This is a genomic window from Alicyclobacillus acidoterrestris, from assembly GCF_022674245.1.
In the GTDB taxonomy this organism is placed as follows: domain Bacteria; phylum Bacillota; class Bacilli; order Alicyclobacillales; family Alicyclobacillaceae; genus Alicyclobacillus; species Alicyclobacillus acidoterrestris.
Map to the genome: position 1 here is coordinate 2,186,900 of NZ_CP080467.1, position 13,079 is coordinate 2,199,978.

Here is a 13,079-nt window from a genome sequence, read left to right on the forward strand (position 1 = left end):
AGGGGGAATGGCGCCACGATGGGTTATGATATGAATTCACCTTTACAGCAGGTTCTGCGGTCGACGAAGCCAAGGCGCACCGCCGTCCAGCAAGCTATTGCGCAGTCTGAAGCCGAACCGGTGACCGGCGACGAGGGCGCGAACGAGATCGTTCAAAATATAGAGGCGCTGGGCCAAACGGCTCCTGAGGATACCGCCAATGTCAACAGCGATATCTACTGTATGTCCATCATTGGTCAAATTGAAGGCCACATGGTGTTACCGCCACAGAACAAGACCACCAAATACGAGCATATCATTCCGCAGTTGGTGGCTGTCGAGGAAAGCGAAAAAGTACATGGGTTATTGCTGATTCTGAATACGGTGGGCGGCGATGTCGAGGCGGGGCTCGCGATTGCAGAACTCGTCGCTTCGCTGAGCAAGCCGACGGTCTCGCTCGTTCTTGGCGGCGGCCATTCGATTGGTGTGCCGATTGCGGTGAGTTCCGATTACACATTCATCGCCGAATCCGCAAGTATGACCATTCACCCCATTCGCCTAAATGGGCTCGTGATTGGCGTGCAGCAGTCGTTCGAATACCTTGAGAAAATGCAGGATAGAGTGACGAAATTTGTGGTCGATCATTCAAACATCACCGAAGACAAATTTCGCGAGTTGATGCTCAATACCGGGCAGATGGCGCGGGATATTGGCACAACCGTCATTGGACCGGATGCGGTGAAGTATGGCCTGGTGGATGAAATTGGTGGGCTGGGTGAAGCGATGCGCAAACTGCACGAGTTGATTCGCGAGCGGCAACAGACGGCGAGCCCAGCGGTAGGGGTGATGCAGTAATGCATTGGACGACGTTGTCGGACAGCGAAATTTTCGCCACGCCAACATCCTCGCAAAGTGCCTCAGACACCGTCACGGAAGAAGTCACTGTCGGCGACGCTATTCTCGTTTTAACGCGCAGCGCGAAGACGGGTGAGGCGACGGTCAGCCGCGTGATTAGCCCGAGGGCGAGTGATTACCTTCGGCCAGATTGGCAACCTGGCATGCCGTACACCTCGCGGTAGGACGCATGCCTACGTGTGAAGTGTGAATGCTGAATGCTGAATGCAAGCGTTGTGGACAAGGGCTGTCCCAATCGTCATCGCAGATGGCTTGAGGGATGGCCCTTTGCTGTCATCGCGCGCAGCGTGGGAGCGGTAGGGCGGTAGGGCGGTAGGGCGGTAGGGGCGCGGCCCGTTAAGACAAGATTTCTACCTTATTTTCGCCTTTCCTCGAGAATTCGTCCGCTTAAGACACCTGAAATGCCTTATTTACTCAAAATCCGCCGGATACAACTGAAAAATCGGTGAATAGTGCAGATTTTCTGCCTTATCTGCGCAAATTGCTGGGGGAATGTCTTATTAAGACATGCCCGCAGCGAGTGCGCCACTGGATCGCCGCCGCCGCCACGGCGTTCGATCACACGCCCGCAGCGAGTGCGCCACTGGATCGCCGCCGCCGCCACGGCGTTCGATCACACGCCCGCAGCGAGTGTGGCCACTCCTTCGGCGCCGCCGCTACGGCGTTCAATAACCCGCGCGGGCGGGAGAGACCGCAAGTAAGCGCAATATTTCCAATGGTGCCAGTGGGGTGCCGCCGGATCCAGTCAGCGACCTTGGCAGGAAATCATTCCTGGATTCACGAATTCTTCACTAAGGACAATGAGACTGGTGGGTGAACCGTGGCACGTAAACAGCAACAGAAGAACATCTTGAAGTATGAAGTGACCGGTTTGGCGATGCTCACGGGATGTGCGCTCGCCTTAGGCAAATTAGGGCTCGTGGGTCAGTCGCTCGCTGTCATCAGCATTTTTCTCGCCGGGAGTTGGTATTTCCTAATTCCTATTCTGACGGGCTATGCGGCCATTTATATGATGTTTCGGAGATCGCGCTTCGTGTGGGACAGTCGGCACGTTGGCCTCTTAATCATTTTGCTATGCCTGTTAGGCTTCATGGAGATGCAGTTTTATAGCCGTCAATTGCAATATCAAACCGGTACCGGGTTGGCCGCAGCGCAGTGGCAGGCGTTGCAGGAGTTGAAGAACTATATTTTTCATCCGAACACGTCTGCCGCGCCGCCTTCCGCGGGCGGAGGTCTGGTCGGCTACGTGGTGTTTGCCGTACTGCACGTGTTGTTCAACACGCCCGATACCCGTGAAGTCGGACCGCTATTGGTGATTTCCACGGGCGTGTTGATTGGCGTTGCACTGGTCTTACAGGCGTCGCTGGTGAATGTCGTGAAACGTGGCACCTCGTGGACCGAAGGTTTTATGGATAGTCTGTGGAAATCAGTCAAGGGGTATACGAATGTATTGTTTAAGTCCGATAAGCACGAACAGGATGTCGAACAGCTACCGCCGGACAAATCTCGTCGACGTAAGCCGGAGATTATTGTCGACGGGGAAGTCTACGATGTGAAAGGCGCCGAACCGTCGGTGCAGGAGCCGATTATCCACGATTTCGCATCGCGCGCCCGCCAACAACAGGCCGAACAGGAAGCCGACGCGGCACCGACGGGCGCTGCGCCCGCAGGACTGGAACAAGTTGGAAATCAACTGGTGATGAAATTTCCGGATACATTGGGGAAGAAGGCTTCGCCTGCGCCTGCAGCCCCTGAGGGTCGTCCGCAAGTAGAGCAGGCCGGTTATGAAGTGGGGCCGATGGTGCACGATGACAACTTCCGATTGCCGCCGCTGAGCATTTTTTCACTGCCCAAAAACGCGGGCAAGACGTTTTCTCAGCGCAGCGCGCAAGCCAATGCGCAGAAGTTAGAATCGACCCTGCAGTCGTTTGGCGTCTCCGCCAAGGTGCTGGAAATCAGCCGCGGGCCCACGGTCACCCGGTATGAACTGCAACCTGCATCTGGCGTGAAAGTGTCTCGAATTGTCAACCTCACCGATGATATCGCACTTGCATTGGCTGCGCGCGACATTCGCATGGAGGCCCCTGTGCCCGGGAAGTCCGTAATTGGGATTGAGGTGCCAAATGACGAAGTGGCCATTGTGTCGCTGCGCGAGGTGCTGCAAGCCCCAGAGTTTCAGCAAAGTAAGGCGCGATTGCCCATCGCTTTAGGGCGGGACATCTCTGGTGCAGCGATTGTCGGAGACTTGCAAAAGATGCCGCACTTGTTGGTCGCGGGTGCAACAGGATCCGGTAAGAGCGTTTGTGTCAATGGCATTATCGCTTCGATTTTAATGCGGAACAAACCGCATGAGGTCAAACTGATGATGATTGACCCGAAGATGGTGGAACTCAGTGGTTACAACGGTATTCCGCACTTGCTCACACCAGTGGTGACGGATCCGCGCAAAGCGGCGTATGCGTTGAAAAAGGTCGTTCAGGAGATGGAAAACCGCTATAAACTGATGGCTGAACGCGGTGCGCGCGATATCGAGCGGTTTAACCAACTGTTGCGCGAAGATGGGCTGGAACCTCTACCGTACATTGTCGTGATCGTCGATGAGTTAGCCGACTTGATGATGGTGGCACCGGGGGACGTCGAAGACGCCATTTGCCGGATTGCGCAGATGGCGCGGGCGGCCGGCATTCACCTGATTGTGGCGACGCAGCGTCCTTCTGTCGACGTCATCACAGGACTTATCAAGGCGAACATCCCGAGCCGAATTGCGTTTGCGGTGTCGTCCATTCACGACTCGCGAACCATTCTCGACGGCGGTGGTGCTGAAAAGCTACTCGGTCGCGGGGACATGCTGTATTATCCGGTCGGTGCCTCGAAAGCTACGCGCGTGCAAGGGGCGTTCGTCTCGGAGGAGGAAATTGAACGGCTCGTGTCGTTTGTGAAAGAGCAGCAACAGGCGGTATACACGGTGGATTTAAACAACGGTGCTGAGGAAGATACGCAGGCGGAGTCGGAGGGGCCAGACTTGGATGACTTGTTTGGAGACGCGGTCGATCTCGTCGTGGACCTCGGCCAAGCCTCGGTGTCGATGCTCCAACGCCGATTCCGCATCGGGTATTCGCGTGCTGCACGCATTGTCGACCAAATGGAGCAAAGTGGCATCGTCGGGCCGTTTGAAGGCAGTAAGCCGCGCGAAGTGTTGATTTCGAAGGAACAGTGGTATCACGCCAAGGCACAACTGAATCGTTCAACTGGAGAAGATTGAGGGATAGATACCGCAACTCGTCCATATACCTTAGTAAAGCATAGTAATGAAGGTGGTGGACGGGTTGCGGCAGAAGGTTCGTCGCGGGCGCTCGTGGCCATTATTTGTGGTGGCGGGTGCCTTTTTGTTGGGCGTTTTTACTTATTATGACGCACGGGTCTTTCACGGTGTACCGAATGTGCCGGCAATGGGTCAGTCGTCTTTGGCGGATTCGTCTACGGTAGCCGATCCGGTTGCACCGTCGTCGATGGTGAACGCAATTATGAAACAAGTCGGCGTGATTCCCGGGGTGAATGACGTAGCAATTGAGCCGGATGGCGATGGAGATGGCAAATTCCTCGTGTCTGCCATGGTGGACTTATCCGTGGCGGGTTCTGGAGCGTCTGCATCGGAAAGTGCGCAGTCTCGGATGAACGCAGCAGTAGACCAATACTTTCAAGGTATCTTTGGACAAGCGGGGGGCGGCCAGGTGAGTGAAGGGATGCTCACGTTCACCAACGGTGACGCGATTGTGGGAACAGCTGGTTTAGGGAAAGCTGAGTATCAAAAGATGGCGGCGTCGACAATGGACGGGAATCTTGCCGAGGCGATGTTACAACAACCAACTGTGCAGAATAATTCGCAAGACGATGTGTGGTACCAAACGCAAGCTGGGGAATAATGCAAAACAACGAGATCAGATAAAGGCGACGCGGTCAACCGCGTCGCCTTGGCGTTGCGCCAATCAAGTACAACTGTGAGATGGCTATCGATTCACGTCGGAAGGAGCGCATCAACGCACGGACAACGGGTTCGTGTCCGGTACGCAGCAGGGTGTCTACAATCGTCTGCAAGGTAAACGGTTCATCTAGACAGTTCTCAACGTCTGGATTGTCATCTAAACAATAAAGCCAACGTTCGTCGTATTGGCTTCCACGTTGTTCCTTATATGCGGACGCGTATAATTGATAGATATCAAAAGGTGCATCCAGTTGATCAAGATAATACTCTAGTTGATAGAGCGCCTTCGCGACGGATAAATGCTCTCCATGAAAGTTGGCCAAAATGATTCACCCTTTCATACATATTATGTGAGTGAAAAGTCACAAAGGCAAGAGGGGATTCAATCCGTTACAATACATACATGGGACAAAGCCGTTGTACCTCATGCAATTGATAGGAGTCGTATTAGATGACGCGTTTGAATCGAACGAAATGTACAGCGGGGGCAGTTGCGGTTGCCCTCACCGGCCTCGTGTCCGGCTGTGGCGCACCAGATCTGTCTGCCATGCGCCCGACTGTACAAAAACAAGCTGCGGCCGTGATGGTTGTCGGCAAACCGGATTTTATGCCGACGACGCCGGTCAGCGCCAGTGGTGACGAGCCGCTCATGATGGAGACGGTTCAGTCGTCCACTGGATCATTTCTCAACCAGGCAAATACGTTATTACAGCATCAAGATGTGACCAATTGCGTCATCGCGGTCGACGACGCGGGCGCTCTTGACTCTGACATATCACAATTGGCCCAGAAATATGCCCATGTTCATTTTGACATTTTGACGAATCAGGCTCCATCCGACATTTCCGCCTCGAATGTCGCAATCGTATCGCAGGATGCGAATGCCGTCGACTTTGCCATCGGCTGGCTCGTGGGCGTCTGGGCGAGCAACCTCGTGAAGACGCAACAACTCTCCCTACAACCAGCCGTCGGCTATGCGGTTTCCGGCGTCTCGGCGAGTCGTCAAAAGGCGTTTTTCGCTGGTTTATATACGGCGAATCCCGCAGCACAGATTGTCAATATGACGGGTTCAAATAACAGCGCAAGTAACAATACAAGTAACAGCAGCGCGGGGAACAGCACGACGACGACGTCGACTGCGCCGACACAATACCCAGTGGTCAGCGGCGTCGTAGTCGGCGGTAACTTGGCACAGCCAGTCGCCGAATCCATCGCGCAGAACGCCCCGATAGTGTTTGACTTGACAGGTGCATCGACTACGCTGCCCAATTTATCGGTTTACCCAGGTCACTTGGCGCCTTCGCGGGCGACAGATCTGATTGACCAAATCAGCGGCGGACACTGGCAGGCTGGCAGTACGTCTGTCATTGATTCGACGAGTGTCACACTGAATACGCAGTTGATGCCGCCACCTGTGGTGGATGCGTGGCAGACCTTGGCTCAGACGCTTGAGCAGGCACCGAATACCTGGCAAACGGATTATGCGAAATTGCCGGATGCCACAAGAAATTTGCTGCAGTCACAGTTTGGGCTTGCATAAACAAGGGGATGTTAAAGATGTCCAGTGCAGACGATGGTTTAAAACAACCGTCGCAATATTACTTTCAGTATAAGATTATCCGCGACAGGCCAGGTTTGCTCGGCGATATTGCGAGTCTTTTGGGGATGCTTGGCTTTAACATTTTGCAGTTGGCCGGTGTGTCGGTGGAAAGTCGGGGGTTTTTGATTGAGACGGACAGGCCTGACAGCTTAGAAGTCCTCAAGACGATGCTGGCGTCGATGGACGACGTCGAAGTGACGGCTTTGCGCTCACCGTCGTTACGCGATAGATTGGCGCTTCGACATGGGCGGTTCATTGAGCGCAGCGACACGGAGACGCGGACGTACCGATTTGTCCGCGACGAATTGGGCGTATTGGTCGATTTCTTGGGTGAAATTTTTAAGCGGCCGGGCAGGCAAGTCATTGGCGTGCGCGGGCAACCCCGCGTCGGCAAGACGGAGTCGGTGGTTGCCGCGAGCGTTTACGCGAATAAGCGTTGGCTGTTCGTCTCTTCGACACTATTGAAGCAGACGATGCTGAAGGAATTGCCACCGAATGATTTTTTATCCGACCATTTCGTGTATATTATTGATGGGGCCGTTTCGGCGCTTCGTGGAGACGAACAACATCTGCGCTGTGTCGATGACGTCCTGCGCATGCCTGCACCAATTGTGATTGAGCATCCAGACATTTTTGTCCGACGGTCTCGGTATCAGTGGGACCTGTTCGACTTAATCATTGAATTACGGCGGGAGACGCAAGAGGAGCTTCCTCTCGATGCGCCCGTGGAAGACCCCGGCGCGTGGACACAGTGACTGCGCTGTGTCACATTTGGAAGAAGGAGGGCAATCTGTGCGAGAATTGGGCCGCGTTCTGCGATCAACAAGAGAGTCCCTCGGCTATGACTTGGATGAAATCGAAGAAAAAACGAAAATTCGGAAGCGCTATTTATTAGCGCTTGAGGAAGGCGATTGGAGCGTCCTTCCGGGACGTGTGTACGCGCGTGGCTTTGTCCGCAGCTACGCCGATGTGCTCGGCCTTGATGGACTCGAACTGTTGCAACAGTATGTCGACGGACGGGAGACGGATGCGCCTGTTGAAAATCCGGACAAGGCGACAACGAAGGAGCCGCCTTCGCCAGTTGACCGTCAAGTGATCCGGGATGAAGAAGAGAAGGCGCAGCAGCCAGCGGATGGCGCGCGTAAGGCCGTGGCCCGTATCAGTGAGCCGAGACCGACGCCGACCGCGTCACAAAAGCCGCCAGCGGCTCGCGGACAGGCAGACAAAGCGCGTCGTGGTCTTGGAATTGGCGGCGGAGTGGGCCAAGGCTTGATTATTGTTGCGGCATTGGCAGTCGTCGCTGGCGGCTATTTTGCCATCCGTGGACACCACGCGTCGACCCACGCGAACGCGGGTCAAACGCCGGTGGTCAACAATACGACGGAGACGTCCGCGACAGCTCCAGCAACCACCAAACCGACGAACACGTCCGCCAATGCGGTGGGGAATAGCGCGTCTGTCTCGAACAATACGACGTCGACGACACCAGCGCCAGCTGTCGTCGTGACAACTGGGCCGATGGAAAACGGCGCACATACATACGCTGTACAGAACGTAAAGAAGCTCCAGGTTAAATTGCAAGTTTCACAGGGTCAGTGTTGGATTTCGGTGACGGCGGATGGCAGTAATCAAATTGACCCGAACGATATCGTCAATCCCGGCGAGACGCGGACGTTTACGGCCAATCAGACGCTACAGTTGAATCTCGGACATGTTCAAGGGGTTCAAGTGACCGTCAACGGCAAGCCGTTGACGATGCCGGATACACCGAATCCGGTGAATATCCTGATTCAGAAGCAACCGTAAGGCTTCGCAAGTGACAAGGACGTGATGAATTGTGGCAAAAGATGCATCGTTTGATATCGTTTCAAAAGTCGATTTGCAGGAAGTGACCAACGCGGTCACGCAAGCGCGTCGGGAGATTGAGACTCGCTTTGACTTCAAGGGCAGCAAGAGTGAAATTCGCCTAGAGGACGAGGCGTTGACCCTCATCTCCGACGACGAGTACAAGTTGTCCCAGGTTCTCGATGTGCTTCAGACGAAATTGATTAAGCGGGATGTCTCCTTGAAGGCGTTAAAGCCCGGTAAAATTGAGCCGGCTGCGGGTGGCACGGTCCGTCAGGTGTTCGCGTTGCAACAGGGGATAGATCAAAACGTAGCCAAGCAGATTACGAAACTGATTCGCGATTCCAAGCTGAAGGTCCAAGCGCAAATTCAAGGAGACCAGGTGCGGGTCAAGGGCAAGAACCGGGATGATTTGCAGCAGGTGATTCAACTCCTCAAATCGGCGGATATCGACGTGCCGCTTCAATTTACGAATTATCGGTGAGTGTCATGTGTGTGTCACGTGCCGATTTGTGCATGTTTTAGGGATGGGGGAGATCGTGTTTGAACTTGGCGAATCGCATCACGATAGCCAGGATATTCTTGGTGCCTGTCGTGAGTTTGGTCCTCCTCATCCACTATGACTTCTGGTCCATTACAATTAATCATCAAACAACGACCGGAAGTGAGATGATAGCGGCCTTTGTATTCGTGCTGGCCGCCAGTACAGACGGACTCGACGGGTATATCGCGCGCAAGCGGCAACTTGTCACGAATTTCGGGAAGTTTCTCGATCCACTCGCAGATAAATTGCTTATTTCTGCAGTACTGATCAGCCTCGTGCAGATGCAACGGCTGCCGGCTTGGGTTGCCATTGTCATCATCAGCCGGGAATTTGCTGTCACGGGCTTGCGCCTGGTCGCCGCAGCAGAAGGCGTCGTCATTGCCGCCAGCCGCGTGGCGAAATTGAAGACGGTCACGCAGATTATTGCGATGGTCGCGCTGATTATCAACAACTTCCCATTTTCGTGGTTCGGGTTTCCGTTTGCCAATCTCATGCTGTACCTAATGGTGGTCATCACGGTCGTATCAGGTCTGGACTACTTTTGGAAGAACAAGCGCATCATCCGTGTAACAGATTGATGGCGGGAGATGATGGTCGATGGCGAATCGATGTCAGGCGGAACTGATTGCGGTCGGTTCAGAAATTTTGCTAGGCCAAATCAATAATTCGCACGCACAATTTATTTCGAACGAACTTGCCAAAAACGGCCTATACGTGTACCATCACGGTGCAGTCGGTGACAATGAAGCACGGATACGAACAGCATTTGAAATTGCGTCGAGACGGTCCAACGTCGTCATCGTTACAGGCGGCCTCGGACCGACCGTTGACGATTTGACAAAAGAGGCGTTGGCCGCTTTTCTAAATCGTCCATTGGTGTTGTCAGAAGCGGCGCTCGAACACCTGATGCAGTATTTTGCTGGTCGACAGCGGCAAATGCCTGAAGAAAACCGCAAACAAGCGTATTGTATAGAGGGCGGGGAACTCATTCCCAACGAGAACGGAACAGCACCAGGACAGTACATTTATGATAAGGGTGTACATTTCTTCCTCTTGCCTGGGCCGCCATTGGAAATGCGGCCAATGCTCCGAAATTTTGTCCTCCCGCGGCTTACCGAGATTTTCGGCGACAGGCAGGCTCTGATTTCCCGCGTATTACACTTTTGTGGTATCGGTGAATCTGATGTAGACCAACAGATTCAGGATTTGACCGCTGGGGAGAATCCGACGGTGGCCCCACTTGCTGGTGAGGGTGAAATGTTGTTGCGCATCACGGCGACGGCTGACAGTGAGGCGTCTGCCCGCGCAAAAATTGCACCGGTTGAAGCGGAGCTCCGCAGGCGCTTTGGCCCTTATTTGTATGGTGTCGACGACGACACGCTGCCAAGCGTCGTAGGTCGTCGCCTGACCGAGCGACAGGAGACGCTGTCCGTTGCAGAAAGCTGTACCGGCGGTCTTTTGGCGAGTATGTTGACCGACATCCCGGGTAGCTCAGGATATTTTCTGGGCGGTGTCGTAGCGTATGACAATCGCGTCAAACAAGGGTTGTTGGACGTGCCAGCCGATGTGTTGGAGCGCGATGGGGCAGTATCTGAAGCGACAGCGCGATTGATGGCGGAAGGCGTCCGCCGTCGGCTGTCTACCACGTACGGGATTGGCATCACTGGCATCGCAGGGCCAGGTGGCGGTACCAAAGACAAACCAGTGGGCTTGGTCTATGTCGGTGTCGCCAATGAACACCAGACGCAAGTCTATCGACTGCAATATCGTGTGTCGCGCGCACAGGTTCGGCTTCGTACCTGCAAGCAAGCGCTTTGGCGATTGCTTGGCATGATGGACTGAAGTTGTTTGTCGGGTAATGGTTGTTGTTTGTTTTGTCCTCACAACGCATGGAATGAGAAATATCGCGCGTTCGGCGTGGCAGCGTGCCACAGGGCGTGATGACTGCGCCGATGACTACAGAAAGGTGAGTTTATGTCATCATTTGAAGAGTTTGGTTTGCATCGCCGTGTTGTGCAGGCGATTCACGATATGGGCTTTGAGGAGCCTTCACCGATCCAACAAGCTTGTATTCCTACTGTGATGCAGGGAGTAGACGTGATAGGGCAAGCGCAGACCGGTACCGGGAAGACGGCCGCGTTTGGTATCCCTTTGGTCGATCGCGTTACACCTGACCATCACGTACAGGCCATCGTTCTGACGCCGACCCGGGAATTGGCGATTCAAGTCGCTGGGGAAATCCGCAAAATTGCCAAGTACAAACGCGTACGATCCCTGCCGATTTATGGTGGCCAATCGATTGGCCACCAAATTCGCGCCCTGAAACAAGGGGTCCAAATCGTCATTGGCACACCGGGCCGCGTTCTCGATCACATTCGCCGCGGCACGCTCCGCCTGAGCCAAGTGACCACCGTGGTGCTCGACGAGGCCGACGAGATGCTCGATATGGGCTTTATCGAGGACATCGAGAGCATCCTCCGCGAAACGCCAGAGACGCGTCAAACCCTGTTGTTCTCCGCGACCTTCCCAACCGAGGTCAAGCGTCTGTCTGGCCGTTACATGCGCGACCCGCAGCACGTCACCGTCAACCGCGGGGAAGTCACGGTGCCGCGCATTGATCAGATTTGCTACAAAGTGCTCGAGCGCAATAAGCTCGAAAGCCTCTGCCGCATCGTCGACAGCGAAGAGGTGCAGCTTGGCATTATCTTCTGCCGGACCAAGCGCGGCGTCGATGAACTCGTCGAGGCGCTGATGGCGCGCGGTTACATGGCGGATGGCCTCCATGGCGATCTCAGCCAGGCCCAACGCGACCGAGTGATGCGCCGCTTCCGCAAGAGCGAGATCGAACTGTTGGTCGCAACGGACGTGGCAGCCCGCGGCCTCGATGTCGACGACGTCACGCACGTCATCAACTACGATATTCCGCAGGATCCAGAGTCGTATGTCCACCGCATCGGCCGCACCGGCCGCGCAGGCAAGCATGGGCTGGCGATCACGCTGGTCACACCGCGCGAGTTCAAGCTGCTGAAGCAAATTGAACGCGAGACCAAGGTCAGCATGGTCCTGCGCGAAGTTCCGTCCCTAGAGGACGTAGCAGAGCGCCAAGCGGAGATGTGGCGCAATCGCGTCGTCGACGTGCTGAACGAGGGCGGGCTGGCACATTACCGGGCCATCCTCGGCAACCTCATCGACGAGCACGATCCCGTCGACATCGCCTCCGCCTTGCTGAAAATCGCGTCTGCCGGTGAAGGCTCCCGCGCAGATGGCGACGATTACGACTTTGGCGACACAGGCGCTCGTCCGGGTATGGTGCGCTTCTTCGTCAACATCGGCCGCACCGCGCGCATGAGCCCAGCGGACTTCGTTCGCGCCATCTCCGAAGAAGCCGGCGTCCCAGGTGCAGCAGTTGGGCGCATTGACATTTTCGACCGCTTCACCTTCATCGAAGTGGAAGAGGAAAGCGCGCCGTTCGTCTACGAAGCGCTTCGCCAAAGCCGCATCAATGGCGCACGCGTCAACCTCGAGCCGGCCAAACCGCGCGGCGCAAGAAGCTAATCAGCGCACATTCGCGCATGGTGAGTGCCCGACCAGGGGCCGGATGCCGGATGCCGGATGAATGGTTGGGCGCGCGTGAACAGGGTTATCCGCGGCGGGAATCCCGCTGTAGGGTAACCCTTTGTTGCGTTTGTGGGAATGTGCAGGCGTGGGTGGCGGCTGCGATGCTGTCGCGTGCGTGGGGTGTTACCGGCGTCGGCGTACCGCAGTGCACGCCTGCGACGAGGGGGGCGGGCATGTCTTGTGGGGGAGACGTGTCTTATTAAGACATATCAACTAAAAATCCGCCGGATAAGGTCGAAAAAATACTCTATCCGGCACCCTGGGCCCCGATTTCCGGTGATTTTGCGGGCATAAGGTAGAATTCGTGCACTAAATGCCCCGAATCTGCTGCAATGTCACAAATAAGGTAGAAAACGTGCACTATGCGGCCAGGCCAGGGGCAGATCTGCAGAAATCCCGAGAATAAGGTAGATAATCTGCGCTATCCGCCCCGCGCCAGGTGCCGCTCAGGTGCCGCTCAGGTGCCGCTCGGGTGCCGCTCGGGTGCCGCTCGGGTGCCGCTCGGGTGCCGCTCGGGTGCCGCTCGGGTGCCGCTCGGGTGCCGCTCGGGTGCCGCTCGGGTGCCGCGCCCCGGCAACGGCTGCATGGGCCTCCTG

The 13,079-nt window shown here is 55.5% G+C and carries 12 protein-coding genes; 11 read left to right on the forward strand and 1 reads right to left on the reverse strand.

The annotated features are described in order from the left end of the window. Positions 1-18 precede the first annotated feature (18 nt). From K1I37_RS10360 to K1I37_RS10375, 4 genes are all read left to right on the forward strand, one after another. Entirely contained in the window at positions 19-834 is an 816-nt protein-coding gene (locus tag K1I37_RS10360) for a ClpP family protease (RefSeq protein ID WP_021296409.1), read from the forward strand. Continuing rightward, on the forward strand, positions 834-1,058 hold the full coding sequence (locus K1I37_RS10365; RefSeq protein WP_021296408.1) for a YlzJ-like family protein: 225 nt from the start codon (positions 834-836) through the stop codon (positions 1,056-1,058). The genes K1I37_RS10360 and K1I37_RS10365 overlap by 1 nt, the downstream gene beginning before the upstream one ends. A 656-nt stretch (positions 1,059-1,714) precedes the next feature. Further along, positions 1,715-4,156: an FtsK/SpoIIIE family DNA translocase gene (locus tag K1I37_RS10370; RefSeq protein WP_021296407.1), complete on the forward strand. Its 2,442-nt coding sequence runs from the start codon at positions 1,715-1,717 to the stop codon at positions 4,154-4,156. A gap of 64 nt (positions 4,157-4,220) precedes the next feature. Next, on the forward strand, positions 4,221-4,817 hold the full coding sequence (locus tag K1I37_RS10375) for a hypothetical protein (RefSeq protein WP_021296406.1): 597 nt from the start codon (positions 4,221-4,223) through the stop codon (positions 4,815-4,817). Between the two features lie 34 nt (positions 4,818-4,851). Here K1I37_RS10375 and K1I37_RS10380 read toward each other — a convergent pair whose 3' ends face one another. Next, positions 4,852-5,199 (reverse strand): hypothetical protein, encoded by a 348-nt coding sequence (locus tag K1I37_RS10380; protein ID WP_021296405.1) that lies wholly within the window; start codon positions 5,197-5,199, stop codon positions 4,852-4,854. 128 nt (positions 5,200-5,327) lie between these two features. Between K1I37_RS10380 and K1I37_RS10385 the strand changes: the two genes are divergently transcribed. From K1I37_RS10385 to K1I37_RS10415, 7 genes are all read left to right on the forward strand, one after another. Continuing rightward, positions 5,328-6,416 (forward strand): hypothetical protein, encoded by a 1,089-nt coding sequence (locus tag K1I37_RS10385; protein WP_021296404.1) that lies wholly within the window; start codon positions 5,328-5,330, stop codon positions 6,414-6,416. A gap of 17 nt (positions 6,417-6,433) precedes the next feature. Beyond that, on the forward strand, positions 6,434-7,231 hold the full coding sequence (locus tag K1I37_RS10390) for a DUF3388 domain-containing protein (protein WP_021296403.1): 798 nt from the start codon (positions 6,434-6,436) through the stop codon (positions 7,229-7,231). Positions 7,232-7,268: 37 nt separating this feature from the next. Next, positions 7,269-8,282, forward strand: a complete 1,014-nt coding sequence (locus K1I37_RS10395; protein ID WP_021296402.1) for a RodZ domain-containing protein — start codon at positions 7,269-7,271, stop codon at positions 8,280-8,282. 31 nt (positions 8,283-8,313) lie between these two features. Beyond that, positions 8,314-8,805 (forward strand): YajQ family cyclic di-GMP-binding protein, encoded by a 492-nt coding sequence (locus tag K1I37_RS10400; protein ID WP_021296401.1) that lies wholly within the window; start codon positions 8,314-8,316, stop codon positions 8,803-8,805. 59 nt (positions 8,806-8,864) lie between these two features. Next, the gene (pgsA, locus tag K1I37_RS10405; RefSeq protein WP_021296400.1) at positions 8,865-9,443 is read left to right on the forward strand and encodes a CDP-diacylglycerol--glycerol-3-phosphate 3-phosphatidyltransferase; all 579 of its coding nucleotides are present in this window, start codon (positions 8,865-8,867) and stop codon (positions 9,441-9,443) included. A gap of 19 nt (positions 9,444-9,462) precedes the next feature. Continuing rightward, complete coding sequence (locus tag K1I37_RS10410) at positions 9,463-10,707, forward strand: competence/damage-inducible protein A (RefSeq protein WP_021296399.1); 1,245 nt, start codon at positions 9,463-9,465, stop codon at positions 10,705-10,707. A gap of 132 nt (positions 10,708-10,839) precedes the next feature. Further along, on the forward strand, positions 10,840-12,420 hold the full coding sequence (locus K1I37_RS10415) for a DEAD/DEAH box helicase (protein ID WP_021296398.1): 1,581 nt from the start codon (positions 10,840-10,842) through the stop codon (positions 12,418-12,420). Positions 12,421-13,079: the final 659 nt, after the last annotated feature.

Bases quoted from the DNA above. Each gene is read 5' to 3' on its own strand.
- K1I37_RS10360 (WP_021296409.1), top strand. From the start codon at position 19: ATGGGTTATGATATGAATTCACCTTTACAGCAGGTTCTGCGGTCGACG.
- K1I37_RS10365 (WP_021296408.1), top strand. From the start codon at position 834: ATGCATTGGACGACGTTGTCGGACAGCGAAATTTTCGCCACGCCAACA.
- K1I37_RS10385 (WP_021296404.1), top strand. From the start codon at position 5,328: ATGACGCGTTTGAATCGAACGAAATGTACAGCGGGGGCAGTTGCGGTT.
- K1I37_RS10390 (WP_021296403.1), top strand. From the start codon at position 6,434: ATGTCCAGTGCAGACGATGGTTTAAAACAACCGTCGCAATATTACTTT.
- K1I37_RS10410 (WP_021296399.1), top strand. From the start codon at position 9,463: ATGGCGAATCGATGTCAGGCGGAACTGATTGCGGTCGGTTCAGAAATT.
- K1I37_RS10415 (WP_021296398.1), top strand. From the start codon at position 10,840: ATGTCATCATTTGAAGAGTTTGGTTTGCATCGCCGTGTTGTGCAGGCG.